Source organism: Enterobacter sp. JMULE2, assembly GCF_013337145.1.
GTDB classification, from domain to species: Bacteria; Pseudomonadota; Gammaproteobacteria; order Enterobacterales; family Enterobacteriaceae; genus Enterobacter; species Enterobacter mori.
Genome location: NZ_SGWD01000011.1, coordinates 141,669 through 166,447 on the forward strand (window position 1 = coordinate 141,669; position 24,779 = coordinate 166,447).

Sequence of the window (24,779 nt, forward strand, 5' to 3'; positions counted from 1 at the left end):
TTACTCCTTCTCGTTGACCTCTGGCAGCTGCCAGAAATCGAAAAAATTAAACCAGTCGAGCGGCGACATGAGGGCGTAATGTTCCAGCCGCTGCGCATAGCGATCGACGGTCTGCTGCAGCGCCTGCTGGCGTTCGCCGCGCGGCAGCAGCAGCGGGTCGGCAAAGGGCTCGCAGTGCAGGGTCAGTTTCCCCTGCTGGCAGAGGGCAAAAATCAGCACCACCGGGCAGCGTAAAATAGACGCCAGGATAAACGGCCCCTGCGGGAACGGCGCGGGCTGGCCCATAAAGTCGCTCCATATCACGCGCCAGCTGCCGCCGCGCTGCGGCGTGACGGCGATGCGGTCGCCCACAATGGCGACCCATTCGCCGCGATCCAGCTTCTCTTTGATGAGGATGGCGGTATCCGGGCCGATGTCGGTCACGGGCATCAGGTGAATGCCCGCCTGCGGGGCCATCTCCTCCATCACCTGTTTGAAACGTTTGGCGTTATCGCTGAAGACCAGCGCGTTGATGGTTTTCCCGCCTTCGCGCTGCGCCAGCGCCCGGCAGGCTTCCACGTCGCCAAGATGCGAGGCGAGCAGCAGTTTGCCCTGCGGATCGTTCAGACCCAGCGCCGCCTGCGCACCCGGTGCAAAGACCAGATCGCGATGGAGCTTCATTTCGCCGCGCCAGCTGGCCACTTTGTTGAGCATGGCCTGACCAAAACGCAGGAAGTGGAAAAAGCTGTGCAGGCGGGGAGGCTGAGGCATCTGCCGCTGCGCCATCACCTGCTTTACGCGCGTCAGCCATTGCCGTGACGCCTGGCGCGCAGAGCGGGCGGTCAGCCAGTATACGGCGGTGACCGGCCACAGCAGGACGGTAAAGGCGTTACGCCCCAGCAGCTGCCAGACGCGCAGCATCAGACGCATTCCCCACAGCCCTTTCACCTCCTGCTGCTGCGCCCAGTGCCGCGTGCGGCGGCGCATTAGCAGAGCGGGAATGCGCGGCAGCATGCCGAAGAACAGGCGGGTATGCATCAGCGAGATGCGCAGGTTGTCTTTTAGCGCATCGAAATGGGATAGCCCGTCCGGCGGATAGGTCACGCGGGTGGGCAGAAAATAGCTGGTGTTGCCCTGCCAGTAGAGCCGCACCATCACTTCGGTATCAAAATCCATCCGTTTACCGAGCGGCGTGCGCGCGGCAAGCCGCAGCACCGGCGCGATGGGGTAGACCCGAAAACCGCACATGCTGTCTTTTAGCTGCAGCGACAGGGTTTCAATCCACACCCAGACGTGCGTTATCCAGCGTCCGTACAGGCGCGAACGGGGAATGGAGTCATCGTAAACGGGCCTGCCGGAAATTAACGCCTCAGGGTGGTGCTCCGCCAGCGCAAGCAGTTTGGGAATGTCTTCGATAGCGTGCTGACCGTCGGCGTCCACCTGAATCGCGTGGGTGAAGCCGCGCCCTGCGCAGGCTTGCAGACCCTGCATGACTGCCGCCCCTTTCCCGCTGTTTTCTGCCAGCCGCAGCAGCGTGACCTGCGGATGGCTTGCCGCCAGCGCTTCAAGCGTGCGGCGTGTGGCGTCATCGCTGCCGTCGTCCACCACCAGACAGGGGAGTTCGAAGGGCGCGAGGCGCGCCAGCACCGAGGCCATCATCGCCCCGTGGTTGTAGCACGGGATCAGCACGCAGGGGCGGAAGGTTACTGACATAGGCGAATCTTCCCGCTGCTGGCAGTATGGCGTTCGTCACCGGCATGGCGCTGGTAGCTGAAGGTCAGCATCTGGCGTTCGGGCTGCCAGGCCAGGAGCAGCGTCACCCTGTTCTCCGGCAGCAGCGGGGCCGCGAACTTCACGTTCTGAATGCTGTGAAAACGGTAGCCCGGTGCCAGCAGCGTGGTGGCGTAGTCCATGATCCAGTCGAGCTGCGCCACGCCGGGGAGCAAGGGCTGTACGGCGAAATGCCCCTTAAACCAGAGCAGGGCCGGATCCAGATAGAGGTCGATCTCCAGATGCGTCGCATCGGGCTGGCGGCGTTCGATTTCATGGATCTTCATGAAATAACTCCTGTAGCTGCGCAGTCACACGCTTGTTCATGCTGTTGACCGGAATTTCATCGACAATCCGCCAGTAGCGGGGCACGGCAACCGGTTCAAGGCAGGGGCGAAGGGCGCTGCGCCAGGCGGATTCCTGGGCATTTTTCCCCACGCTTTCTCTGTGCATTCGCGCGTCGTCACTGAGCACCAGCAGCACGCCAATGCCCTGACGTCCCCCGCGCGTCACCGCCAGCGCGGCGGCGTCGCAAATGCCGTCCAGCGCCAGCAGCCGCTGCTCAATTTCATCGAGCGAAATGCGTTTGTCTTCGATTTTGACCACCCGCCCACGGCGGCCAACGATGCTGAACTGCCCGTCGGCCGTGAAGTGTAAATTATCATCCAGCACGACGCCTTCCGGCTCGTGGATCAGCGGCGACGTGACGCGACCGTCGTGAAACGTCACGCCGGGAAACGGCTGCCAGCGCGTTGTCTCATCCTGACGGTGACGCCAGGCCATGACCCCCGTTTCGGTACTGCCGTAGATTTCATCGGGCCAGAGGTTGAGCCAACCCTGAAACGCGGTGATATCCCGCCAGGGCAATACGCCACCTGCGGAAATGAGCAGGGCAACGGGGGGCGGCGTCAGTGCTGTATCCAGGCGCTTGAGGAAGGCCGGGCTGCTGATAAAAAGATAGCGTTTGTCGTGGGGCAGGGCTGAGAGCTGCTCGGCATAGTTGAGCAGGTTGGTCCGTGACGGCAGGCCGAGCGCCATGGGTAAGACGACACGAAACGTCAGGCCATACAGGTGGTGCAGCACCACGGAGGCGACAACATGGCAGCCCGCAAGACGATCGCCAAACTGATCCGCCAGCAAGCGGGCTTCGCGATCCAGACTGATAATCGGCTTAACCACCCGCTGCGGCGCGCCGGTGGAGCCGGAGGTGAAAAGCTCGATGGCGCGCGTATCGTCTATGGCTGGCAGCGGGGAAAAGCCGTTGTCTGTGCGCGGGGTGGAGGCCACCAACCGCTGTCGCCCTGCAAAGGCAAGCGCTGTGTCACTCAGGACGCCGCTGAACAAGTCCCGCTGTTCGTTAAGCTGCGCGGCCCGGCTGTGCCCGGGTAGCACGGGCGTTTTACCCGCGTGCAGCGTCGCCAGCAGGGCGACCGTAAACAGATAGCCGTTTTCAACGCACAGCGCCCAGCGCTCGCCCTCTTCCTGACGCAGCGTGTTAACCAGCTGCGTCACGTCGTGACGCAGATCGCCGAGCGTCCAGACACCATCGTCGCGCCAGGCTATCGGCGTATCGTCAGGGCGGGGCGCACTGAGCCACTGGCTGAGCGGAAGCGGTTTATGCATCTTTTTTCATTACCCGTTGTCGCACCAGCCACTCGCAGGCCATCAGCGTGCCCATCAGGATGTAGGCAATCATGCCGTTCCACAGCGTCCACAGGTGTATGTCGGCGTGCAACACGGTAAACAGCGCCATCGTGCCGTTGCCGATAAAAAAGCCGCACCACACCCGGGTAACGATGCGAGTGTAGCGGATGCCGGTGGGCGAGAGAGTGGGCTCACGCAGCCGCGCAAATCGTTCTACCATCGGCATGGTTGTCCACAGCGACCCGCCAAACACCACCAGCATCACCAGATTAACGACTACCGGATAAAACAACACCCACTGGTGAGCGTGAAGCACATAGCTCGCCGCGCACAGCGCCACGCCTGTGAGGGCAACGCCCAGGATCATGTTGCGCAGAGGGCCGCTCTGACGGCGCACCTGCCAGACCCGCAACAGCAGCACAAGCGCTATCACGGGCAGTATCCCGTGCAAATTGTTGTTTGCCAGCCCGAAGCCAATCAAAAAAGGCCATGCCAGCAGCATCAACCCCGTCAGTATCGGGATGAATGGAATCGCAGGCACGTTACGCTTCGCGCTGAAGCTGTTCCACAACGTCGACCACGTCCTGGACGGTACGCACCGCTTTGAAGGTGTCAGGCTTGATTTTATGGCCGGTCTTCTTCTGCAGGTGAACCACCATGTCAACGGCATCAATGCTGTCGAGATCCAGATCGTCGTACAGGCGCGCTTCCGGGGTGATGTCCTCGGGGGCGACTTCAAACAGCGTAATAAGAAGCGCAGAGACTTCCTGATAAATCGTTTCCTGGTTAGTCATAGCGGGTAAATTCTCAGGCGCGTTGTTGATGGATAAAAGCCGCGAGCGTGGCAACGGAATAGAAGTGCTGACGCATCTCGTCGCTTTCGGCAGAAAGCACTACGCCATACTGATTTTTCACAGCCAGCCCCAGCTCCAGGGCATCTATCGAGTCCAGACCCAGCCCGTCGCCAAACAGCGGGGCGTCAGTATCGATATCCTCTGGCGTAAGTTCTTCCAGATTCAGCGTAGAGATAATGAGATTCTTAATTTCAAGATAGAGCGCTTGCATCTTTCGTTCCTGACAAAGATTGAAGACCGGTTGTTAACTGATGCTGCATATGCCGGTTTAACTGCCTTGCCGCCAGCGCAGGTTCGTGCTGGCTCGCATCGTAAAAATCATGAATGTTGATGCGTTCGCGAACATCCACGGTAAAAAAAGGTTTGTTGGGCGGAACGTTGTACCAGCTGCTTTGCTTATCCAGCATGCGTTCGCTGCAGTGGATCACCACCACACGCACAGCGCTATTGCAGCGAACGGCGATGTTAGCCGCCCCGCGCTGCAGCGTTATGGCTTCGCCAACGCGCGTGCGGGTCCCTTCCGGGAAGATGAGCAGCGTATCGCCCTGTGCCAGACGCTGCTGGCTGGCGGAGAGCAGGGTTTCAGCTTCGCTGTTGATCAGATAATCCGCGGCGCGGATCACCCCGCTGACAAACGGGTTACGCAGTAGGGCGCTTTTCACCAGGCAGTCGGTTTCGTTCATGACCGACGCCAGGAACACGTAGTCCAGCAGCGAAGGGTGGTTAGCTATCACCAGACAGCCGTGCTCCGCGCGCAGCACGTCGAGGTTGTTGAAGCGGTAATCCAGTACACCCACTCCCCGTACCACCGCGAGAAACAGGCGAAAACTTGCGGAAATGCTGCGGCGGGCCAGCTGGCGGCGCTTCGCGCGATCGCGCTGGACAAGCAGCAGCAGGTTAAACCACACCAGCGACAGCAGCAGCCCGCCGAGGCCGAACAGCGCGAAGCAGAATCCGGTCATCGTCATGCGCCATAACCGGTCGAGACGCGACGTCAGCCCGCTCATTTGCGCGTCCATTGCCACTGGAGGCGTTCGCCAGAGAGGGTAAATTGCGGCGCGTCGTTCAGGTAATGGCGCAGAAACTGGAGGCTTTGCGGCAGCGCGGGCTCTTCACCTTCACTTCCGCCACGCGTTTCGCAGCAGAGCAGATCGCCGGCTTCAATCACCAGCGCCAGAGCATACGGCCAGACGGGCATTTGCGGCGGCAGTCCAGCGTGATAAAACGCAGGCAGGACGCCGTCAAAATCGACCAGCAGCACGCGGGAATAGCCCGCATGGAGCAGGCTTAACACTTCGCACAAACCTTGCTGGAAGGTATCCATACCGGCGGAGACGGACGAGGAGACAATCGGCTGACGCGCGGCGATCGTGAGATTGCCGACGGCCGCATTGTGAACCGACATGGCAAAATCCGTGGGGGAAACAGGTTCTTCCGCCGCCAGCGCCTGCAGAATGCGGTAATTGCGCTCCAGTTCACCATGGCGACTGCTGTAGACGACGGCGTCAATCTGGTGCTGTCGCAGCATCGCGAGGCCGATATCCACGGCCAGCCTGCTGCCAGAGTTGAGGCGGCGCGCGGTCATCATCGGCAGGTCGGTCAGTTTTGCCAGCGGCGCGGCGGGGTCGATTGCGTCAGACTGGCGTGACCAGTCCTGCCACGCAGCGGCATCGCCCAGTCCTGGCGCTCGTGCCTGCCAGTCGATAATCGAGAGTGTAAATTTCATCTACGCGCGTCCGCGATAAACCTGTTTCTGTGACTTATTCTTCGCAAGCGCGATGAGCTGCGCACATCGTACAATGTTGTTGGCGCGCATGCGAATAAACGTCTCTTTTAGCCCTTTCCCTGCGATTAGCCCGGCAACCGGCTTTTTGGTCGACCTGGACCCAGCAGAATGGCGAGTTTACTGCCGCCTTTGGTGGTCTCCATCCAAATTTTACAGACGCTGGTGAGCGGTACCGACAGCAACATTCCGACGGGACCCAGCAGCCAGCCCCAGATCAGTAAGGATAAAAACACCACCAGCGTCGACATGCCCAGCCGGTGGCCCATCATGCGCGGCTCGAGAATATTCCCCAGCACCATATGCACGACAAGGAAAAGCGCCCCGACCAGCATGCATTCGTAAAATCCGTTAAACAGGAAGGCCTGGATCATGGGCGGGACGGCGGAGAGCACCGCGCCAATGTTGGGCACGTAGTTTAACAGAAACGCCAGCACGCCCCACATCAGCGCGAACTGCACGCCCATTAGCATCAGCCCCAGCCAGACGATGATCCCGGTCCACAGGCTTAATAACGTTTTCAGCGCCAGATACTTGGTGACGCCCTTTAATGCGCGGTGCAAACCGGCAATGTGAATTTGCGGATTGTTCAGCGCAAAGCGCAGTTTGTAGGGCACGTGGCGGACTTCGAACAGCATAAACACCACCGTCATCACCAGCAGCAGAATGCTGGCCATCGCGCCGGAAAGGCCGGTCATCAGCGTGGTAGCGTAGGTCATCACCTTCTCTGAATCCATCCGGCGCAGCATCCGTTCTGGCGAAATATGCAGGTTGATAAACGGCATCATCTCCTGCAAATCAACCAGCTTGCGGGTGAGGGCTTTGTTGTATTGCGGCAGCATGGTCGAGAATTCACTCAGGGAGGCAGCCAGCACGCCAAACAGCGCCGTCAGAACGATCAGCATGACGATGACGACGATAGTAATCGCCACCGGGCGGCTGACGCCGCGGCGTAAAAACCAGGTCACCAGCGGGTTGAGCACAATGGCAAAAAAGAGCGCCAGTAACAGCTGAACGATGATATCAGCCGCAGCGTGGATACCTGCCAGGATCACGACCAGACAGGCGAGTTTTAACAAAATGTGAAGTCCTGCTTTATCGGGCGGGCTGGCTGTCATACGAATTCCTTTTTCGGGGGGCTTGTTTATTGTAGTGCGCCGGATCCCCTTCGTCTGGGGTGTTACTCTGAAAGTCACTGCTGATTTTCATCTCTCTTCATGGTAATAGTGAAACACTGTTGCAAAAATCCAGGTTAAACCCATGCCCGAACCTTCCGCCGAACCGGCACTGAGCGGAGTGCGCCTCAATCTGCGCATTGTTTCTGTTGTGATTTTTAACTTCGCCAGCTATCTGACGATTGGCCTGCCGCTGGCGATCCTGCCGGGCTACGTTCACGACGTGATGGGCTTTAGCGCCTTCTGGGCGGGGCTGGTCATTAGCCTGCAATACTTCGCGACGCTGATAAGCCGTCCGCACGCGGGACGCTACGCCGATCTTTTTGGGCCGAAGAGCATTGTCGTCGTGGGGCTGTGTGGCTGCTTTCTGAGCGGGCTGGGGTACTTTCTGGCGGCCACCGCCAGCCAGTGGCCGCTGGTCAGTCTGGTGCTGCTGTGCCTGGGCCGCGTGATTCTGGGCATTGGGCAAAGCCTGGCAGGTACGGGTTCCACGCTTTGGGGCGTGGGCGTCGTCGGCGCATCGCACATCGGGCGGGTGATCTCCTGGAACGGGATTGTCACCTACGGCGCCATGGCGATTGGCGCGCCGCTTGGGGTGGTGTGTTACGCCTGGGGCGGTCTGTACGGCCTGTCCCTCACCATTATGGCGGTTGCGCTGCTGGCGATCCTGCTGGCGCTGCCGCGCCCGAAAGTGAAGGCCAGCAAGGGCAAGCCGCTGCCGTTTCGCGCGGTGCTGGGGCGCGTCTGGCCATACGGGATGGCACTGGCGCTGGCGACCACCGGCTTTGGGGTGATCGCCACCTTCATCACCCTGTTTTACGACGCCAAAGGCTGGGACGGCGCGGCCTTTGCCTTAACCCTGTTTAGCTGTGCGTTTGTCGGCGCGCGTCTGCTCTTCCCGAACGGCATTAACCGTCTGGGCGGGCTGAACGTGGCGATGATCTGCTTTGCGGTCGAAATCGTCGGGCTGCTGCTGACCGGGATCGCCACTGCGCCGTGGATGGCGAAAATCGGCGTCTTTCTTGCGGGGGCGGGCTTCTCGCTGGTCTTCCCGGCGCTGGGCGTGGTGGCGGTGAAGGCCGTGCCGCAGCAAAATCAGGGGGCCGCGCTCGCCACCTATACGGTATTTATGGATATGTCGCTGGGGATCACCGGGCCGCTGGCAGGGCTGGTGATGGCCTGGGCTGGCGTGCCCGTTATCTATCTGGCGGCGGCAGGTTTAGTGGTGTTGGCGCTGATGCTGACGTGGCGGCTAAAAAAATGGCCCCCGGTGCACGCACCGGAGGCCACGTCATCCTCGTGAAAGATTACTGAATCACGAGGGTGTTAATGATGTTTTCTGCGGTAGTCTGCGCTTTCTGCTGGTCTTCCGCAGGCAGCGTGATTTGCAGGGTCAGCAGTTTGTTATCAACTTTACCCAGTACCACGGAAGAGTAAGCGGTCTGGCCTTTCGCAGAGATAATGCTGTCCAGCTGTTGCAGCGTGTGGCCTTTGAGTTCGATAGACTTATTGGTCACCACCTGCAGCTGCGGGTCGCGGCTGCGCTGCTGATCTTCCAGACGTTTGGACAACACGCTCAGCGCTTCAGTGGTGTCGTCACCCACAATCACAATGACCGCTTTCTGACCGGTTGCGTCGGAATACACGTGCATGTTGTTCGCCTGGGTACCCAGCTTGCCGCTCTGATCGGTCATATCCGCTGGCAGAGAGAAACTGAGTTTACCGTCCAGCAGGCTTACCGGCTGCCCGGTCGCGTTGCTCTCTGCGGACGCGCCCTGTGCAGGCGTTTTGGTGTCGCTGTTATCACAGGCTGCAAGGCCAACAACCAGCAGGCCAATCCCGACATATTTAACCAGATTGCGCATTGACTTCTTCCTTTCGATAAACGGCCATAGCGGCTCATTCGCTCATCTTATCACAACTGATAAAGCGAACCTTTAACCTGCCTGCAATGCGGTGATTTCAGATTTATCTGCCAGCCTTTTCAGCAGCATATTCAGCAGCACGCCGTACATCGGCAGGAAGAATACAATACTGATAAGCACCTTGAAGCAGTAGTCCACCAGGGCGATTTCCATCCAGTGTTCGGCCATGAACGCATCCGGGCTACGCCAGAAGGCGATGAAGAAGAAGGCCAGCGTATCGCTCACGTTTCCGAACAGCGTGGAGGCCGTTGGCGCCATCCACCAGCGGTGATTTTGACGCAGGCGGTTAAACACGTGAACGTCGAGGATCTGCCCCAGCGCGTAGGCCATAAAGCTGGCGACGGCGATACGGGCGACAAAGAGGTTGAAGTGCGTCAGCGCCTCAAAGCCCTGCCAGCTTCCCATGTAGAACAGGGAAGAGATCACATACGACACGAACAGCGCCGGGAGCATCACCGCGAAAATAATGCGACGCGCCAGCGGTGCGCCAAAGATTCGCACGGTCAGATCGGTGGCGAGGAAAATAAACGGAAAACTGAACGCGCCCCAGGTGGTATGGAAACCAAAAATGGAGATCGGGAGCTGCACCAGATAGTTGCTGGAAGTGATCACCAGCAGATGAAAAAGCGAAAGCCAGAACAACGCTTTTACGCGCTGCGATTGAGAAAACTGCGTCATATTGTGACCTTTTTATACGTTGGGGTGAGGGAACCCAATAAAAACCGCCGCATGATACTGCTTTGACGGGACTTTGCAATGGCTAATTTTCACGCAACCGTTAACCTGGTTTGCATTGGCGGCAACCGGGCGTAAACTACAGCCGTTTTATTTTGATCGAGAAGACCATGACCGACCTGTTTTCCAGCCCCGACCACACCCTTGACGCCCAGGGCCTCCGCTGCCCGGAGCCGGTAATGATGGTGCGCAAAACTGTGCGCACTATGCAGACCGGTGAAACGCTGCTGATCATCGCAGACGATCCGGCCACCACCCGCGACATTCCCGGCTTTTGTACCTTTATGGAGCATGAGCTGGTGGCGCAGCAGACCGAAACGCTGCCGTACCGGTATGTGATTCGTAAGGGGTAAGTGCAGCAAGATGCCCTCACCCTGACCCTCTCCCACGGGGAGAGGGGGAAAACCTTTCTAAACCATCGTTTCAAATTTTCGCGCTTTTGTGAGGCGCTTCACCTCCGCTTTTCCAGCCGTAGTCTAATTTTTAAGCGTATAAAAATAAAACGCTGTTTTAACGCTTATCTCACTACCCTGGAGTTGACCCGATGAAAACGACCCTCAAGCCGTTACTGGCCGCGCTGTGTCTGTCTGCTTTTGCCTGCACCGTTTCTGCTCAAACCATCAAAGCTGCCGATGTACACCCCGAAGGCTACCCGAACGTGGTGGCGGTTCAGCACATGGGTGAAAAACTCAAGCAGCAAACCGACGGCAAGCTGGAGATCAAAGTCTTCCCCGGCGGCGTGCTCGGGGATGAAAAGCAGATGATTGAGCAGGCGCAGATGGGGGCTATCGACATGATCCGCGTCTCGATGGCGCCGGTTGCCGCCATCCTGCCGGATATCGAAGTCTTCACGCTGCCGTACGTCTTCCGCGATGAGGACCACATGCACAAGGTGATCGACGGCGATATCGGCAAGCAGATTGGCGACAAGCTGACCGCGAACCCGAAATCGAAGCTGGTCTTCCTCGGCTGGATGGATTCCGGCACCCGTAACCTGATCACCAAAGAGCCGATCGTTAAACCGGAAGATCTGAAAGGGAAAAAAATCCGCGTGCAGGGTAGCCCGGTGGCGCTCGCCACGCTGAAGGATATGGGGGCAAACTCGGTCGCGATGGGCGTGAGCGAAGTCTACAGCGGCATGCAGACCGGGGTAATCGACGGCGCGGAGAACAACCCGCCAACCTTTATCGCCCACAACTACATGCCGGTCGCCAAAAACTACACCCTCAGCGGCCACTTTATCACCCCGGAAATGCTCCTCTACTCAAAAGTGAAATGGGACAAGCTCAGCGCCGACGAGCAGCAAAAAGTCCTGACGCTGGCCCGCGAAGCGCAGTTCGAGCAGCGCAAGCTCTGGCAGGCCTATAACGACCAGGCGCTGGCGAAAATGAAGGCGGGTGGGGTGCAGTTCCACGACATCGACAAAACGGTGTTTATCAAAGCCACAGAGCCGGTGCGCGCCCAGTATGGCGACAAGCATCAGGATCTGATGAAAGCCATCGCTGACGTCCAGTAAAACGGAGTACGTATGTCCGAACTCTACCTGAAGTGGATGGACCGTCTGTACCTGCTCGCCATGACCGTGGCGGGCATCTCGCTGCTGGTGATGACGATCGTGATCCCGATTGGCATCTTCTCGCGCTACGTGCTTAACCGCGGAGAATCCTGGCCGGAGCCGATCGCCATTATCTGCATGGTGACCTTTACCTTTATTGGCGCAGCGGTAGGGTATCGCGCTGGGTCGCACATCGCGGTCAACATGCTCACCGACCGTCTGCCCGACATGCTGAAAAACCTCTGCGCCCGCGTGGTCGACCTGCTGATGCTGCTGATCTCCGCCCTGATGTTCTGGTACAGCCTCTGGCTGTGCGTCGACCTCTGGGAACAGCCCGTCGCGGAGTTCCCGCTCCTGACCTCTGGCGAAAGCTATCTGCCGCTGCCCGTCGGGTCGGCCATTCTGATCCTGTTTGTGATTGAACGCCTGCTGTTTGGCTCGCAGGAAAACCGTCCCGTCGTGCTTATCGGCAACCACAGTTAAGGGGTGAACAATGGATGCATTCGTTTTGTTATTCACCCTCGCCATTCTGCTGGCGCTGGGAATGCCGGTGGCTTTCGCCGTCGGGTTAAGCGCCGTGGCGGGGGCGTTGTGGATCGATCTGCCGCTGGAGGCGCTGATGATCCAAATCACCAGCGGGGTGAACAAGTTTACCCTGCTGGCGATCCCGTTCTTTATCCTTGCCGGGGCGATCATGGCGGAAGGGGGCATTGCCCGACGGCTGGTGAATTTCGCCTACGTGTTTGTCGGCTTTATTCGCGGCGGGCTGTCGCTGGTGAACATTGTCGCCTCAACGTTCTTCGGCGCAATTTCCGGCTCGTCGGTGGCGGATACGGCCTCTATCGGCAGCGTGATGATCCCGGAGATGGAGAAGAAGGGCTACCCGCGGGAATATGCGGCGGCGGTAACGGCCAGCGGTTCCGTTCAGGCGATTCTGATCCCGCCCAGCCACAACTCGGTCATTTACTCGCTGGCCGCGGGCGGGACGGTTTCTATTGCCACGCTGTTTATCGCGGGCGTGCTGCCGGGGCTGCTGTTAGGGTTATGTCTGATGATCCTCTGCCTCGGCTTCGCCCATAAGCGCGGCTACCCGAAAGGCGAGAAAATCCCGTTTAAGCAGGCGCTGAAGATATTGCTCGATGCCCTGTGGGGGCTGATGACGGTCGTGATCATCCTCGGCGGGATATTGTCCGGGATCTTCACGGCAACCGAATCCGCCGCCGTGGCCTGCCTGTGGGCGTTCTTCGTCACCATGTTCATCTACCGCGATTATAAGTGGAGCGAACTGCCGAAGCTGCTGTGCCGGACGGTGAAAACCGTCACCATCGTGATGATTTTGATTGGTTTTGCGGCGGCCTTTGGCGCGGTGATGACCTACATGCAGCTCCCGACCCGCATCACCGAGTTCTTCACCTCGCTCTCCGATAATAAATACGTCATCCTGATGTACCTCAACGTCATGCTGCTGCTGATTGGCACGCTGATGGATATGGCGCCGATCATCCTGATCCTGACCCCGGTGCTGCTGCCGGTGACCAATTCGCTGGGGATCGACCCGGTGCATTTCGGGATGATCATGATGGTGAACCTGGGGATCGGGCTGATCACCCCGCCGGTTGGGTCGGTGCTGTTCGTGGCGAGTGCGGTGAGCAAGCAGAAGATCGAGCACGTTGTGCGGGCGATGCTGCCGTTTTACGGCATGCTGCTGGTGGTGCTGGGGATGGTGACGTACATCCCGGCGATTTCGTTATGGCTGCCGAGGATGTTAGGGATGCAGTGACGCCGTTTTATGCCGGGTGGCGGCTGCGCCTTACCCGGCCTACGGTTCGGAGATGTTGTAGGCCCGGTAAGGCTCAGCCGCCACCGGGCGTTTTTACCGACGGCGCAGAAGCCGCAGCGCGTTTGCCGTCACCAGCACCGTTGCACCCGTATCCGCCAGCACCGCCAGCCACAGGCCGGTCATGCCGAGCAGGGTGGTGACGAGGAATATCCCCTTCAGCCCCAGCGCAATCCCAATGTTCTGGCGGATGTTGGCGCGCGTCGCCCGCGCCAGGCTAATCATCTGCGCCAGCCCGGTCAGGCGGTTGTGGGTCAGCGCCGCATCCGCCGTCTCCAGCGCCACGTCGGTGCCGCTGCCCATCGCAATGCCGATGGTTGCCGCCTTCATCGCAGGCGCATCGTTAATGCCGTCACCGACCATCGCCAGCGGCGCGTGAGCGTTCAGTTCCGTGACCGCGCGGACTTTATCCGCGGGCAGCAATCCGGCCTTGAATTCCAGCCCCAGCTCACCGGCAATTGCCGCCGCCGCGCGCGGATTATCGCCGGTCAGGATCACGCCCTGTACGCCAAGCTGATGCAGCGCCGTCACGGCCTCTTTGGCGTCATCGCGCAGGGTGTCGCGCAGCGCCAGCATCCCTTTCGCGACGCCGTCCTGCATGAGGGTCACGACAGTTTGTCCGGTCTGTTCTAACGCCTCAACCTCTGGATGAGAAGACTTGCCCGCCGCGACAATCAGCACCTTTTTACCGTCAACGGTGGCCTCAATCCCCGACCCGACCAGCGCCCGCTGTGCCGTTGCCGTCGGAATTGCCAGCCCGCGCGACTGCGCTTCACGCACAATCGCCTGCGCCAGCGGGTGAGTGGAACCCTGCTCAACGGCGGCAGCCAGCGTAAGCAGTTCATCTTCACCGATATCCTGCGGATACACGCCGGTGACCTGCGGCTTGCCGACGGTCAGCGTGCCGGTTTTATCGAACGCGATATGCTGAACCTGGCTCAGCTGCTCCAGCGCCGCGCCGCCCTTAATCAGCGCCCCGCGACGTGCCGCCGCTGCCAGCCCGGAGGTAATCGCCGCAGGCGTGGAGATCACCAGCGCGCACGGGCAGCCGATCAGCAGCAGCGTCAGCCCTTTATAGATCCAGCCCTCCCACGGTGCGCCGAAGAACATCGGTGGCACGATAGTGACCAGCAGGGCAACCAGCATGATGGCAGGGGTGTAAATCCGGCTAAAATAGTCGATGAAACGCTCGACGGGCGCGCGGCGCTCCTCGGCTTCTTCTATCAGCCTGAGGATGCGGTCGATGGCGCTGTCGCCCGGTTCGGAAAGGACCGTCAGCTGCACCAGACGGTCGACGCTGGTAGCGCCAGCAGGCACTTTTTCACCTGCCGCGCGTTCTACCGGAATGGATTCCCCGGTCAGGGCGCTCTCGTCGAAGCTGGCGGTGGCGGTAACCAGCGCGCCGTCGGCGGGTAAACGACCGCCCGCGGCGACTTCAATCACGTCTCCGGGACGCAGGGTATTAATCGCCACCGTTTCACGATTGCCGTTATTTACCCGTGTGGCGGTTTCAGGCTTCAGCGCCATCAGCGCGCTGACCCCTTTACGCGCCCGGCTCGCCGCCCAGCCTTCAAGCCGTTCGCCGATTAAGAACAGCAGCAGCACCATCGCCGCTTCCGCCGTCGCGCCGATGAACAGCGCGCCGATGGCCGCCACGCTCATCAGCGTTTCGATGGCAAACCAGCTGCCGCTTTTCATCAGGCGCAGCGCCTGGCGGGCAATCGGGAACAGCCCGACCAGCGTGGTGGCGATAAACGCCAGATTGCCGAACGGGTGGTTAATCTGCTCCAGCCCCCAGCTCAGGGCCATCATGATGATGAGCGTAATGAGCGGCAGGTTTTCTTTCAGGGAGGAAGTTTTTTCGACGGGGGCCGTTTCGCTACGCAGGGTATAGCCCGCCTTGCTGACGGCGGCTTCAACCTGTTTGCTGACGTCGCTTTCGGCGCTGACCAGCAGTTTTTCGGTGGCGAACAGCACCTGAACGTGACTCACGCCCGGCACTTGCATCACCGCGTTTTCCACTTTGCGCGCGCAGGCCGCGCAGTCCATGCCGTTGACGACCCAGCTGTAGCGGTTGCCGCTTTCAGGCAGCATTTCAGTTTGCGTTTCGCACGCGCCTTCGCAGCAGCAGTCGTCTTTCGGCGGAACCGGGCTGAGCTTAAGTGCCGAGAATTGTGGAACTTTTTTAGATGTTTCTGGAGTCGACATGGCAGTCTCCGGTAATGATAATTTTCTCATTAACCGCAGCATACACTCTGGAGTCGACTCCAGAGTCAAGACTTATTTAAATATACAGCGAACGCACGATCAGGAAGTGCCCGGCAAAGTAGCAGGCGGCGGCAATCGCGTTATCCGCGCGGAAGCGACGGCGATAGTGGCTGCCCAGCCAGACGATATTCCCGATCAGCAACAGCGCCGCGCCAAAGAACGCTGACATCGCCTGAGACGTCGGACGGAAGAACCACAGCTCGCCTGCAAGCCACACCATCACCAGCGTCATGGCGATAAAGGTACAGACCGGCAAACGCATCTCTTCCAGACGCGACCAAATCACCGCAATCAGCAGCGCGCCAATCACCAGCAGCACCAGCGGCAGCGGCCAGAAGAAGGAGAGCGTCATCTGGCTGGCAAAGTAGATGGTATACAGCAGATGGGAGAGGAAGAACGCGCCGACGGCATAGAGCAGGCGCTGACGGGGGAGCAGAGTCAGCGCATCGCCTATCAGGGACGCACACAGCCCGGCGAGGACCAGATAGCTGACGGCGTTAAACATCGGCGCTTGCCAGGCCAGCAGCAGCAGGAGCAGCAGCGTGACGGGTTTGAACAGCCAGCGCTGCCAGGCAGGGCCACGATACGACGCATCGACAAAAAGCCATGCGGACAAACAGACGGCGATAAATGACCAAAGCATATTAACTCCCTGTATCTGTTGAGGCTGAATAATCAGTTTCTGATCCAGTGTAGTGACGCGGGCGGGCGTTTGGCAATGACGGGGAAGGCAAGGTATCCTGAATTCCGCAAAATCTGATGGGATTTATCAATGAGCAAGATGCCGCTTTTTTTCATTATCGTGGTGGCGATTATCGTCATTGCCGCCTCGTTCCGTTTCGTGCAGCAGCGCCGCGAGAAGGCGGATAACGACGCCGCGCCGCTGATGCAAAAGCGCGTGGTGGTGACGAACAAGCGTGAGAAACCGCTCAACGACCGCCGCTCGCGCCAGCAGCAGGTGACGCCCGCTGGAACCAGCATGCGCTATGAAGCGAGCTTTAAGCCGGAAACCGGCGGGCTGGAGGTGACCTTCCGCCTGGAGGCGCAGCAGTACCATCAGCTGACGGTGGGGGATCAAGGAACGTTGAGCTATAAAGGATCGCGGTTTGAAGGGTTTGAACCGGAGCGGTAATGCCGGGCGGCACTGCGTTTGCCCGGCCTACGGGGTTTGGTAGGCCCGGTAAGCGAAGCGCCACCGGGCGACTAAACGCACCTTACTTCTTCACCTGCGCCTTAAACTTCTTCATCCACACCAGCAGTTCAAACACGCCGAAAATAAACACGCGCAGCTGCTGCCAGCCCGTCATCTGCGGGCCGTCTTTCGGCAGACCGTTTTTCAGCATCACCATCTGCAGGGCGTGCATAAACGACGTGAAAATCAGCGCCACGTTAACAAAAATGTTCATCGGGCGCGGGAAAGGATGCACCAGATTCAGAATCAAAAACGCCCAGATGCCCAGCATCAGCAAACGTCCCAGGTTAATCAGTACCGGCATCGGATCCTCCTTGTGCCTGACGGTGATACAGACGATAAGCAACCTGACCGGCGACCTTTTCGCGGTGCAGATCCCAGTGCGCGGGCACCGGCGGCAAACCGTTCTCCACTTCGCTTTCTACATAGATTAGCGCGTCATCCGCCAGCCAGCCGTTTTGCTCCAGCAGGGATAACGTCTCTTCCAGCAGCCCCTTGCGGAACGGCGGGTCGACGAACACCACGTTGTGCGGTGTGCCCTGTTGCGCGAGGAAGCTCAGCGTGTTGGTGTTGACCACTTTGGCGTTGCTCGCCTTCAGCGTCGCCAGATTTTGCTGCAGCGTCTGCGCCACGCCGCGCTCCATCTCCAGCAGCGTGGCGCTGGCGGCATAGCGCGACAGCGCTTCCAGCCCGAGCGCGCCGCTTCCGGCGAAGCAGTCCAGGCAGCGGGCGTCTACCATTGACGGGGCGAGCCAGTTAAACAGCGTCTCGCGCACGCGGTCGGTAGTGGGGCGTAAACCGGGGCTGTCCGGCACCGGTAATTTCCGGCCTCGCCACTGACCGCCGATAATACGAATTTGACCGGCCGGGGCGCGGTTGGGTTTCTTCATCTCAGGAAAGCTCTGTTAACAATTGGCCTGCGATTGCGGGCGGTGATGTCAATTAAGTAAAGTGTTAGACTATTTCATCATTTTTTTAGCTTACATGTATATAGCGCCGCGAGGAGTGTAGTCGCAGATGGCAAAACAAAAAAAACGTGGCTTCTTTTCCTGGCTGGGCTTCGGTGAAAAAGAGCAAGAAACAGAACAGAAAACCGAAGAACAACAAGCCGTTGAAGAGCAGTCGCAGCCTGAAACGCCTGTAGAAACCGCCGCGGCTGTCGACGCGGAAGAAACGGCGCACAGCAAAGAAGAGATTGAATCCTTTGCTGAAGAGGTGGTTGAGGTCACTGAACAGGTTCAGGAAAGCGAGAAGCCAGAGCCGGCTGTCGTCGAAGACATTACCCACGCGCCGCAGGCCGTTATTGAGCACGAAGAGCTGCCGCTGCCTGAAGAGGTGAAAGCCGAAGAGGTTTCACCGGAAGAGTGGCAGGCCGAAGCGGAAACCGTTGAAATTGTTGAAGCGGTGGAAGAAGAAGCGGCGCTCGAGCCAGAGCTGACCGACGAAGAGCTGGAAGCCCAGGCGTTGGCGGCGGAAGCCGCAGAAGAAGCGGTCATCGTTGTGCCGGTAGAAGAGCAAGCCGAAGAAGAGATCGTTCAGGAGCAGGAAAAACCGACCAAAGAAGGTTTCTTCGCGCGCCTGAAGCGTAGCCTGCTCAAAACCAAAGAAAACTTAGGTTCCGGATTTATCAGTCTGTTCCGCGGCAAGAAGATCGACGACGATCTCTTTGAAGAGCTGGAAGAACAACTGCTGATTGCGGACGTCGGCGTGGAAACCACCCGTAAGATCATCGCCAACCTGACCGAAGGGGCGAGCCGCAAACAGCTGCGTGATGCCGAAGCGCTGTACGGCCTGCTGAAAGACGAGATGGGCGAAATTCTCGCAAAAGTTGACGAACCGCTTAATATTGAAGGCAAAACGCCATTTGTTATTCTGATGGTGGGCGTGAACGGCGTAGGTAAAACCACCACCATCGGCAAGCTGGCGCGTCAGTTCGAGCAGCAGGGCAAATCGGTGATGCTGGCGGCGGGCGATACCTTCCGTGCAGCGGCGGTTGAGCAGCTGCAGGTGTGGGGCCAGCGCAACAACATTCCGGTGATTGCCCAGCATACCGGCGCGGATTCCGCATCCGTGATCTTCGACGCCATCCAGGCGGCGAAGGCGCGTAACGTGGACGTGCTGATTGCCGATACCGCAGGGCGTTTGCAGAACAAATCGCACCTGATGGAAGAGTTGAAGAAAATCGTCCGCGTCATGAAGAAGCTGGACGAAGACGCACCGCATGAAATTATGCTGACCATTGACGCCAGCACCGGGCAGAACGCCATCAGTCAGGCGAAGCTGTTCCATGAAGCGGTAGGACTGACGGGGATCGCGCTGACCAAGCTGGACGGCACCGCCAAAGGCGGGGTGATCTTCTCCGTGGCCGACCAGTTCGGCATTCCTATCCGTTACATCGGTGTGGGCGAGCGTATTGAGGATTTGCGTCCGTTTAAGGCGGACGACTTTATTGAGGCATTATTTGCCCGAGAGGACTAACAATGATTCGCTTTGAACACGTCAGCAAGGCCTATCTCGGTGGGAGACAAGCGCTGCAGGGGGTAACGTTCCATCTGCAGCCAGGCGAGATGGCATTCCTGACCGGCCATTCCGGCGCGGGGAAAAGTACCCTGCTCAAGCTTATCTGTGGGATCGAACGGCCCAGCGCCGGGAAAATCTTTTTCAGCGGCCACGAAATTAGCCGCCTGAAAAACCGCGAAGTGCCGTTCCTGCGTCGTCAGATCGGCATGATTTTCCAGGATCACCACCTGCTGATGGATCGCACCGTTTTTGATAACGTCGCTATCCCGCTGATTATTGCCGGCGCCAGCTATGACGATATCCGCCGTCGCGTCTCTGCGGCGCTGGATAAGGTCGGGCTGCTGGACAAAGCGAAGAACTTCCCGATCCAACTGTCCGGCGGTGAGCAGCAGCGCGTGGGCATCGCCCGTGCGGTGGTGAACAAGCCTGCCGTACTGCTGGCGGATGAACCAACCGGTAACCTGGACGATGCCCTGTCCGAAGGGATTTTGCGTCTGTTTGAGGAATTCAACCGCGTAGGGGTCACGGTATTGATGGCGACGCACGACATTGGGCTCATTTCCCGTCGTTCGTACCGTATGCTGACCCTGAGCGACGGGCATTTGCACGGAGGCCACGGTGAACAAGCGTGATGCAATGAACCAGATTCGGCAGTTCGGAAACCGGTTTGACCGTTTCCGTAAGCCGCAGGGCGGCGGTGACGGCAATCGTAATACGCCAAAGCGCCAGAAAGCGGCGCCAAAACCGGCTTCCCGCAAGACCAACGTGTTCAACGAGCAGGTGCGTTATGCCTTCCAGGGGGCATTGCAGGATCTGAAAAGCAAGCCGCTGGCGACGTTCCTGACGGTGATGGTGATCGCCATCTCCCTGACGCTGCCAAGCGTCTGCTACATGGTCTATAAGAACGTTAACCAGGCAGCGTCGCAGTATTATCCGTCGCCGCAGATCACCGTTTATCTGGATAAAGCGCTCGACGATAACGCGGCGGCGCAGGTGGTCGGGCAAATCCAGGCCGAACAGGGCGTGGAGAAGGTTAACTATCTCTCGCGCGATGAAGCGCTGGGCGAGTTCCGCAACTGGTCAGGCTTTGGCGGCGCGCTGGATATGCTGGAAGAGAACCCGCTGCCCGCCGTGGCGGTGGTGATCCCGAAACTCGATTTCCAGGGTACCGATTCGCTTAACACCCTGCGCGACCGCATCACCCGTATCAACGGGATTGATGAAGTGCGCATGGACGACAGCTGGTTCGCCCGTCTTGCTGCCCTGACCGGGCTGGTGGGGCGCGTGTCGGCGATGATAGGCGTGCTGATGGTGGCGGCGGTGTTCCTCGTCATCGGTAACAGCGTGCGCCTGAGCATCTTCGCCCGCCGCGATACCATCAACGTGCAGAAACTGATTGGCGCAACGGATGGTTTCATCCTCCGTCCGTTCCTCTACGGCGGCGCGCTGCTCGGTTTTTCCGGCGCATTTCTTTCACTGATATTGTCAGAAATTTTGGTGATGCGGCTTTCGTCTGCCGTGACTGAAGTGGCGCAGGTTTTCGGAACTAAGTTTGATATCAGTGGCTTAGGGTTCGATGAGTGCCTGCTGTTGCTGCTGGTGTGTTCCATGATCGGCTGGGTAGCCGCATGGCTGGCGACGGTTCAACATTTACGCCACTTTACTCCCGACTAATAAAAGCGTGATATAATCTTTCCCTGCACCGAGATGTTCGCTCTGCAGGGAAAGCGTCCCTGTTGTCTCTTCCCCTGTTATCATCTTCATGTCACATTTTGTGCGTAATTTATTCACTGTTGCACCTGGAACTTGTGGATAAAATCACGGTCTGATAAAAGTGTGAATGCTAATCTCGCTGCTCAAACGCTTTGGCATGGTTGTTGCCTGATGGGGACAGCCTGGACCAGAAGAAACATTGAGAGGAATGAATGACCAAAGAAATGCAAACTTTAGCTTTAGCCCCTGTTGGTAACCTGGAATCTTACATCCGGGCTGCGAACACCTGGCCGATGTTAACGGCCGAGGAAGAAAAGGAGCTTGCTGAAAAGCTGCATTACCAGGGCGATCTGGAAGCAGCTAAGACGCTGATCCTGTCTCACCTGCGCTTTGTTGTTCACGTTGCTCGTAACTACTCGGGCTACGGCCTGCCGCAGGCGGACTTGATTCAGGAAGGTAACATCGGCCTGATGAAGGCTGTACGTCGCTTCAACCCGGAAGTGGGTGTGCGACTGGTCTCCTTCGCCGTGCACTGGATCAAAGCAGAAATTCACGAATACGTCCTGCGTAACTGGCGTATTGTGAAGGTCGCCACGACAAAAGCGCAGCGCAAACTGTTCTTCAATCTGCGTAAAACCAAGCAGCGTCTGGGCTGGTTTAACCAGGATGAAGTCGAAATGGTGGCGCGCGAGCTGGGCGTATCCAGCAAAGACGTCCGTGAGATGGAATCCCGCATGGCCGCGCAGGACATGACCTTTGATATGTCCTCCGACGACGACGCCTCTGACAGCCAGCCGATGGCCCCGGTCCTGTACCTGCAGGATAAAACTTCTAACTTTGCCGACGGCATTGAAGAGGACAACTGGGAAGACCAGGCGGCGAACAAGCTGACCTTCGCGATGGAAGGCCTCGACGAGCGTAGCCAGGATATCATCCGCGCCCGCTGGCTGGACGAAGACAACAAGTCCACGCTGCAGGAGCTGGCCGACCGCTACGGCGTTTCCGCGGAACGTGTCCGTCAGCTTGAAAAGAACGCCATGAAAAAACTTCGCGCTGCTATCGAAGCGTAATCTAAGCGAAGTACACCGATAACCCCTGGATGCGAGTCCGGGGGTTTTGTTTTTTTAGCGCCCGCTCTGGCGAATTCCCTCCCCCTGGCAAACACTTACTGATGCGCTAAGCAGGCGACTTTCTCAGGGGGACAGGGTGAAAAATAACGAACTGAACGACCGGCGTTTACAGGCGACGCCGCGCGGCATCGGCGTGATGTGTAACTTCTATGCCGATAAAGCTGAAAACGCCACGGTGTGGGACGTGGAAGGCAATGAGTACATCGACTTCGCCGCCGGGATCGCGGTGCTGAATACCGGCCATCGCCATCCAAAAGTCATTGCCGCCATCGAAAAACAACTCCACGCTTTCACCCACACGGCCTACCAGATTGTGCCGTATGAGGGCTATGTGGCGCTTGCCGAACGCATCAACCAGCGCGTGCCGATTGACGGTCCCGCCAAGACCGCCTTCTTCTCGACGGGCGCAGAAGCGGTTGAAAACGCGGTCAAAATTGCCCGCGCGTACACCAAACGCCCCGGCCTTATCACCTTTGGCGGCGCCTTCCATGGCCGCACCTTTATGACCATGGCGCTGACCGGCAAGGTCGCACCCTACAAGCTGGGCTTCGGCCCGTTCCCCGGTTCGGTGTACCACGCACAGTTCCCTAACGATCTGCACGGCATCAGCACGGCGGAAGCGTTAAAAAGCCTGGAGCGCATTTTCAAAGCGGATATCGCGCCAGACCAGGTGGCGGCCATTATCCTTGAACCGGTTCAGGGTGAGGGCGGGTTCAATGTCGCACCCGCCGATTTTATGCAGGCGCTGCGTGCCCTGTGCGATACCCACGGGATTTTGCTGATTGCCGACGAAGTCCAGACCGGCTTCGCCCGCACCGGCAAGCTGTTCTCGATGGAAAACCACTGCGTGAAGCCGGACCTTATCACCATGGCAAAAAGCCTGGCGGGCGGGATGCCGCTTTCGGCGGTCTCTGGTCGGGCGGAGGTGATGGACGCCCCCGCGCCCGGCGGGCTGGGCGGCACCTACGCGGGTAACCCTCTGGCGATTGCCGCGGCCCATGCGGTGCTGGACGTGATTGACGAAGAAGATCTCTGTACCCGCGCGGCGCACCTTGGCCACCATCTTGTAGAGGTGCTAAATAAAGCGAAGGATGGCTGCCCGTATATTGCCGACATTCGTGCGCAAGGCTCTATGGTGGCAGTGGAGTTCAACGATCCGCAATCCGGGCAACCCTCGCCGGAATTCACCCGACAGGTGCAAGAACGCGCGTTGAACGAAGGGCTGCTGCTCCTGAGCTGCGGCGTGTACGGCAACGTGATTCGCTTCCTCTATCCGCTCACGATCCCCGAAGCGCAGTTCCGACAGGCGCTGGATATTATTTCCGCCTCGCTGACACGATAAAGCCAAATGCCCGGCGCAAAACGGTGCCGGGCATAGCATAGATACATTTCAAATTAGCTATTCCAAAATCATAAAAATCGGGTATGTTTTAGCAGAGTATGCTGAAAAAGCGCGAACAGCACACCTATAACTGACATAAAGCGCTGCACAACAACATCACAACAATCGTAATAACCATAATAATGGGGAATCTCAGGATGAACATGAAGGGTAAAGCGTTACTGGCAGGATGTATCGCGTTGGCATTCAGCACCATGGCACAGGCAGATATCAAAGTTGCTGTGGTTGGCGCGATGTCCGGTCCGGTAGCTCAGTACGGCGACCAGGAATTTACGGGCGCAGAACAGGCGGTTGCAGACATTAATGCTAAGGGCGGCATCAAGGGCGAAAAACTGCAGATCGTAAAATATGATGATGCCTGTGACCCGAAACAAGCGGTCGCGGTGGCGAACAAAGTGGTGAACGACGGGATCAAATACGTTATCGGTCACCTGTGCTCCTCCTCTACGCAGCCCGCGTCTGACATCTACGAAGACGAAGGAATTCTGATGATCACCCCGGCTGCAACCGCGCCGGAACTGACCTCGCGCGGCTACAAGCTGACCCTGCGCACCACCGGCCTGGACTCTGACCAGGGCCCAACCGCAGCGAAATACATCGTTGAAAAAGTGAAGCCGAAGCGCATCGCTATCGTTCACGACAAGCAGCAGTACGGTGAAGGTCTGGCGCGTTCCGTCCAGGACAACCTGAAGAAAGCCAATGCTGACGTGGTGTTCTTCGACGGTATTACCGCCGGTGAGAAAGACTTCTCCACGCTGGTGGCGCGTCTGAAGAAAGAGAATATTGATTTCGTTTACTACGGTGGCTACCACCCGGAAATGGGCCAGATCCTGCGCCAGGCGCGCGCTGCCGGTCTGAAAACCCAGTTCATGGGGCCGGAAGGCGTGGCAAACGTCTCTCTGTCTAACATCGCGGGTGAATCAGCCGAAGGCCTGCTGGTGACCAAGCCGAAGAACTACGACCAGGTCCCTGCCAACAAACCTATCGTGGATGCGATCAAGGCGAAGAAACAGGATCCAAGCGGCGCGTTCGTCTGGACCACCTACGCGGCGCTGCAGTCGCTGCACGCGGGCCTGAACCAGTCAGCCGATCCGGCTGAGATTGCCACCTGGCTGAAAGCGAACTCCGTGGAAACCGTCATGGGGCCGCTGTCATGGGATGAGAAGGGCGATCTGAAGGGCTTCGAGTTCGGCGTGTTTGACTGGCATGCGAACGGGACTGCTACTGACGCAAAATAAAAGCAAAAGGCAACGTAAGTTGCCTTTTTTATGTTTTCTCCCTCTCCCCGTGGGAGAGG

Annotated in this window: 27 protein-coding genes; 12 read left to right on the plus strand and 15 right to left on the minus strand. The window is 58.7% G+C overall.

All coding sequences use genetic code 11. The features are described 5' to 3' along the window. The 9 genes from EXW94_RS09235 to EXW94_RS09275 form a co-directional block, all read right to left on the minus strand. The gene (locus tag EXW94_RS09235) at nt 1-1,692 is read right to left on the minus strand and encodes a glycosyltransferase (protein WP_174340007.1); all 1,692 of its coding nucleotides are present in this window, start codon (nt 1,690-1,692) and stop codon (nt 1-3) included. After that, a complete protein-coding gene (locus EXW94_RS09240; RefSeq protein ID WP_174340008.1) occupies nt 1,683-2,036 on the minus strand; it encodes a hydroxymyristoyl-ACP dehydratase in 354 nt (117 codons plus the stop codon). The genes EXW94_RS09235 and EXW94_RS09240 overlap by 10 nt, the downstream gene beginning before the upstream one ends. Beyond that, entirely contained in the window at nt 2,023-3,372 is a 1,350-nt protein-coding gene (locus EXW94_RS09245) for an acyl-CoA synthetase (protein ID WP_174340009.1), read from the minus strand. The genes EXW94_RS09240 and EXW94_RS09245 overlap by 14 nt, the downstream gene beginning before the upstream one ends. Next, nucleotides 3,365-3,964 carry a hypothetical protein gene (locus EXW94_RS09250; RefSeq protein WP_108417686.1) on the minus strand — a complete coding sequence of 200 codons (600 nt, stop codon included), beginning with the start codon at nt 3,962-3,964 and terminating at the stop codon, nt 3,365-3,367. Before EXW94_RS09250 ends, EXW94_RS09245 begins: the two co-directional genes overlap by 8 nt. Beyond that, nucleotides 3,936-4,187 (minus strand): acyl carrier protein, encoded by a 252-nt coding sequence (locus EXW94_RS09255; protein WP_010436547.1) that lies wholly within the window; start codon nt 4,185-4,187, stop codon nt 3,936-3,938. Before EXW94_RS09255 ends, EXW94_RS09250 begins: the two co-directional genes overlap by 29 nt. Before the next feature lie 13 nt (nt 4,188-4,200). Next, nucleotides 4,201-4,458, minus strand: coding sequence for a phosphopantetheine-binding protein (locus EXW94_RS09260; RefSeq protein WP_010436544.1), 258 nt, complete (start codon nt 4,456-4,458; stop codon nt 4,201-4,203). Then, nucleotides 4,439-5,254, minus strand: coding sequence for a 1-acyl-sn-glycerol-3-phosphate acyltransferase (locus EXW94_RS09265; protein WP_174340010.1), 816 nt, complete (start codon nt 5,252-5,254; stop codon nt 4,439-4,441). The genes EXW94_RS09260 and EXW94_RS09265 overlap by 20 nt, the downstream gene beginning before the upstream one ends. Then, on the minus strand, nt 5,251-5,973 hold the full coding sequence (locus EXW94_RS09270; RefSeq protein WP_108417688.1) for a beta-ketoacyl synthase chain length factor: 723 nt from the start codon (nt 5,971-5,973) through the stop codon (nt 5,251-5,253). The genes EXW94_RS09265 and EXW94_RS09270 overlap by 4 nt, the downstream gene beginning before the upstream one ends. Nucleotides 5,974-6,098: 125 nt before the next feature. Further along, nucleotides 6,099-7,148: an AI-2E family transporter gene (locus EXW94_RS09275; RefSeq protein ID WP_042717282.1), complete on the minus strand. Its 1,050-nt coding sequence runs from the start codon at nt 7,146-7,148 to the stop codon at nt 6,099-6,101. Nucleotides 7,149-7,290: 142 nt separating this feature from the next. Here EXW94_RS09275 and EXW94_RS09280 point away from each other — a divergent pair, with 142 nt between their 5' ends. Continuing rightward, nucleotides 7,291-8,508, plus strand: a complete 1,218-nt coding sequence (locus EXW94_RS09280) for an MFS transporter (protein WP_100167332.1) — start codon at nt 7,291-7,293, stop codon at nt 8,506-8,508. A 4-nt stretch (nt 8,509-8,512) separates the two neighbouring features. Here the strand turns inward: EXW94_RS09280 and EXW94_RS09285 are convergent, their stop codons facing one another. After that, the gene (locus EXW94_RS09285) at nt 8,513-9,070 is read right to left on the minus strand and encodes a DcrB family lipoprotein (RefSeq protein WP_120159422.1); all 558 of its coding nucleotides are present in this window, start codon (nt 9,068-9,070) and stop codon (nt 8,513-8,515) included. Between the two features lie 72 nt (nt 9,071-9,142). Beyond that, nucleotides 9,143-9,808 carry a 7-cyano-7-deazaguanine/7-aminomethyl-7-deazaguanine transporter gene (locus tag EXW94_RS09290; protein WP_174340011.1) on the minus strand — a complete coding sequence of 222 codons (666 nt, stop codon included), beginning with the start codon at nt 9,806-9,808 and terminating at the stop codon, nt 9,143-9,145. A 167-nt stretch (nt 9,809-9,975) separates the two neighbouring features. Between EXW94_RS09290 and tusA the strand changes: the two genes are divergently transcribed. The 4 genes from tusA (at nt 9,976) to EXW94_RS09310 (ending at nt 13,200) form a co-directional block, all read left to right on the plus strand. Continuing rightward, the gene (tusA, locus tag EXW94_RS09295) at nt 9,976-10,218 is read left to right on the plus strand and encodes a sulfurtransferase TusA (protein ID WP_010436523.1); all 243 of its coding nucleotides are present in this window, start codon (nt 9,976-9,978) and stop codon (nt 10,216-10,218) included. A 191-nt stretch (nt 10,219-10,409) separates the two neighbouring features. Then, the gene (locus EXW94_RS09300; RefSeq protein WP_042713324.1) at nt 10,410-11,381 is read left to right on the plus strand and encodes a TRAP transporter substrate-binding protein; all 972 of its coding nucleotides are present in this window, start codon (nt 10,410-10,412) and stop codon (nt 11,379-11,381) included. A 12-nt stretch (nt 11,382-11,393) separates the two neighbouring features. Beyond that, nucleotides 11,394-11,903, plus strand: coding sequence for a TRAP transporter small permease (locus EXW94_RS09305; RefSeq protein WP_089598663.1), 510 nt, complete (start codon nt 11,394-11,396; stop codon nt 11,901-11,903). Between the two features lie 10 nt (nt 11,904-11,913). Then, the gene (locus EXW94_RS09310) at nt 11,914-13,200 is read left to right on the plus strand and encodes a TRAP transporter large permease (protein WP_126816083.1); all 1,287 of its coding nucleotides are present in this window, start codon (nt 11,914-11,916) and stop codon (nt 13,198-13,200) included. Between the two features lie 93 nt (nt 13,201-13,293). On the opposite strand, the gene zntA is transcribed toward EXW94_RS09310, so the two are convergent. Next, nucleotides 13,294-15,465, minus strand: coding sequence for a Zn(II)/Cd(II)/Pb(II) translocating P-type ATPase ZntA (zntA, locus tag EXW94_RS09315; protein WP_174340012.1), 2,172 nt, complete (start codon nt 15,463-15,465; stop codon nt 13,294-13,296). A gap of 76 nt (nt 15,466-15,541) precedes the next feature. Beyond that, a complete protein-coding gene (locus EXW94_RS09320; protein ID WP_042713681.1) occupies nt 15,542-16,168 on the minus strand; it encodes a lysoplasmalogenase in 627 nt (208 codons plus the stop codon). A gap of 129 nt (nt 16,169-16,297) precedes the next feature. On the opposite strand from EXW94_RS09320, the gene EXW94_RS09325 reads away from it, so the two are divergent. Then, entirely contained in the window at nt 16,298-16,657 is a 360-nt protein-coding gene (locus EXW94_RS09325; protein ID WP_174340013.1) for a DUF2500 domain-containing protein, read from the plus strand. 82 nt (nt 16,658-16,739) lie between these two features. Here EXW94_RS09325 and EXW94_RS09330 read toward each other — a convergent pair whose 3' ends face one another. Both EXW94_RS09330 and rsmD read right to left on the minus strand, forming a co-directional pair. Further along, nucleotides 16,740-17,021 carry a DUF1145 family protein gene (locus EXW94_RS09330; protein WP_174340014.1) on the minus strand — a complete coding sequence of 94 codons (282 nt, stop codon included), beginning with the start codon at nt 17,019-17,021 and terminating at the stop codon, nt 16,740-16,742. Continuing rightward, nucleotides 17,005-17,607, minus strand: coding sequence for a 16S rRNA (guanine(966)-N(2))-methyltransferase (gene rsmD / locus EXW94_RS09335; protein ID WP_010436505.1), 603 nt, complete (start codon nt 17,605-17,607; stop codon nt 17,005-17,007). Before rsmD ends, EXW94_RS09330 begins: the two co-directional genes overlap by 17 nt. A gap of 127 nt (nt 17,608-17,734) precedes the next feature. Between rsmD and ftsY the strand changes: the two genes are divergently transcribed. The 6 genes from ftsY (at nt 17,735) to livJ (ending at nt 24,720) form a co-directional block, all read left to right on the plus strand. Continuing rightward, nucleotides 17,735-19,195, plus strand: a complete 1,461-nt coding sequence (gene ftsY, locus EXW94_RS09340; protein WP_174340015.1) for a signal recognition particle-docking protein FtsY — start codon at nt 17,735-17,737, stop codon at nt 19,193-19,195. 2 nt (nt 19,196-19,197) lie between these two features. Continuing rightward, nucleotides 19,198-19,869, plus strand: a complete 672-nt coding sequence (ftsE, locus tag EXW94_RS09345; RefSeq protein WP_008500091.1) for a cell division ATP-binding protein FtsE — start codon at nt 19,198-19,200, stop codon at nt 19,867-19,869. Next, on the plus strand, nt 19,856-20,911 hold the full coding sequence (gene ftsX, locus EXW94_RS09350; protein WP_108417694.1) for a permease-like cell division protein FtsX: 1,056 nt from the start codon (nt 19,856-19,858) through the stop codon (nt 20,909-20,911). Before ftsE ends, ftsX begins: the two co-directional genes overlap by 14 nt. Before the next feature lie 251 nt (nt 20,912-21,162). Then, complete coding sequence (rpoH, locus tag EXW94_RS09355; RefSeq protein ID WP_010436497.1) at nt 21,163-22,020, plus strand: RNA polymerase sigma factor RpoH; 858 nt, start codon at nt 21,163-21,165, stop codon at nt 22,018-22,020. Nucleotides 22,021-22,156: 136 nt separating this feature from the next. After that, nucleotides 22,157-23,422, plus strand: a complete 1,266-nt coding sequence (locus EXW94_RS09360) for a 4-aminobutyrate--2-oxoglutarate transaminase (protein WP_042713697.1) — start codon at nt 22,157-22,159, stop codon at nt 23,420-23,422. Between the two features lie 197 nt (nt 23,423-23,619). After that, nucleotides 23,620-24,720, plus strand: coding sequence for a branched chain amino acid ABC transporter substrate-binding protein LivJ (gene livJ, locus EXW94_RS09365; RefSeq protein WP_174340016.1), 1,101 nt, complete (start codon nt 23,620-23,622; stop codon nt 24,718-24,720). Nucleotides 24,721-24,779: the final 59 nt, after the last annotated feature.

Excerpts from the sequence above, each read along its gene's own strand:
- rsmD (WP_010436505.1), bottom strand. The coding sequence starts at position 17,607 with ATGAAGAAACCCAACCGCGCCCCGGCCGGTCAAATTCGTATTATCGGC.
- EXW94_RS09290 (WP_174340011.1), bottom strand. The coding sequence starts at position 9,808 with ATGACGCAGTTTTCTCAATCGCAGCGCGTAAAAGCGTTGTTCTGGCTT.
- EXW94_RS09240 (WP_174340008.1), bottom strand. The coding sequence starts at position 2,036 with ATGAAGATCCATGAAATCGAACGCCGCCAGCCCGATGCGACGCATCTG.
- tusA (WP_010436523.1), top strand. The coding sequence starts at position 9,976 with ATGACCGACCTGTTTTCCAGCCCCGACCACACCCTTGACGCCCAGGGC.
- EXW94_RS09325 (WP_174340013.1), top strand. The coding sequence starts at position 16,298 with ATGAGCAAGATGCCGCTTTTTTTCATTATCGTGGTGGCGATTATCGTC.
- ftsE (WP_008500091.1), top strand. The coding sequence starts at position 19,198 with ATGATTCGCTTTGAACACGTCAGCAAGGCCTATCTCGGTGGGAGACAA.
- EXW94_RS09245 (WP_174340009.1), bottom strand. The coding sequence starts at position 3,372 with ATGCATAAACCGCTTCCGCTCAGCCAGTGGCTCAGTGCGCCCCGCCCT.
- rpoH (WP_010436497.1), top strand. The coding sequence starts at position 21,163 with ATGACCAAAGAAATGCAAACTTTAGCTTTAGCCCCTGTTGGTAACCTG.
- EXW94_RS09275 (WP_042717282.1), bottom strand. The coding sequence starts at position 7,148 with ATGACAGCCAGCCCGCCCGATAAAGCAGGACTTCACATTTTGTTAAAA.
- EXW94_RS09305 (WP_089598663.1), top strand. The coding sequence starts at position 11,394 with ATGTCCGAACTCTACCTGAAGTGGATGGACCGTCTGTACCTGCTCGCC.
- EXW94_RS09300 (WP_042713324.1), top strand. The coding sequence starts at position 10,410 with ATGAAAACGACCCTCAAGCCGTTACTGGCCGCGCTGTGTCTGTCTGCT.
- EXW94_RS09330 (WP_174340014.1), bottom strand. The coding sequence starts at position 17,021 with ATGCCGGTACTGATTAACCTGGGACGTTTGCTGATGCTGGGCATCTGG.
- EXW94_RS09235 (WP_174340007.1), bottom strand. The coding sequence starts at position 1,692 with ATGTCAGTAACCTTCCGCCCCTGCGTGCTGATCCCGTGCTACAACCAC.
- EXW94_RS09265 (WP_174340010.1), bottom strand. The coding sequence starts at position 5,254 with ATGAGCGGGCTGACGTCGCGTCTCGACCGGTTATGGCGCATGACGATG.
- EXW94_RS09270 (WP_108417688.1), bottom strand. The coding sequence starts at position 5,973 with ATGAAATTTACACTCTCGATTATCGACTGGCAGGCACGAGCGCCAGGA.
- ftsY (WP_174340015.1), top strand. The coding sequence starts at position 17,735 with ATGGCAAAACAAAAAAAACGTGGCTTCTTTTCCTGGCTGGGCTTCGGT.
- zntA (WP_174340012.1), bottom strand. The coding sequence starts at position 15,465 with ATGTCGACTCCAGAAACATCTAAAAAAGTTCCACAATTCTCGGCACTT.
- livJ (WP_174340016.1), top strand. The coding sequence starts at position 23,620 with ATGAACATGAAGGGTAAAGCGTTACTGGCAGGATGTATCGCGTTGGCA.
- EXW94_RS09255 (WP_010436547.1), bottom strand. The coding sequence starts at position 4,187 with ATGACTAACCAGGAAACGATTTATCAGGAAGTCTCTGCGCTTCTTATT.
- EXW94_RS09310 (WP_126816083.1), top strand. The coding sequence starts at position 11,914 with ATGGATGCATTCGTTTTGTTATTCACCCTCGCCATTCTGCTGGCGCTG.
- EXW94_RS09320 (WP_042713681.1), bottom strand. The coding sequence starts at position 16,168 with ATGCTTTGGTCATTTATCGCCGTCTGTTTGTCCGCATGGCTTTTTGTC.
- EXW94_RS09260 (WP_010436544.1), bottom strand. The coding sequence starts at position 4,458 with ATGCAAGCGCTCTATCTTGAAATTAAGAATCTCATTATCTCTACGCTG.
- EXW94_RS09285 (WP_120159422.1), bottom strand. The coding sequence starts at position 9,070 with ATGCGCAATCTGGTTAAATATGTCGGGATTGGCCTGCTGGTTGTTGGC.
- EXW94_RS09280 (WP_100167332.1), top strand. The coding sequence starts at position 7,291 with ATGCCCGAACCTTCCGCCGAACCGGCACTGAGCGGAGTGCGCCTCAAT.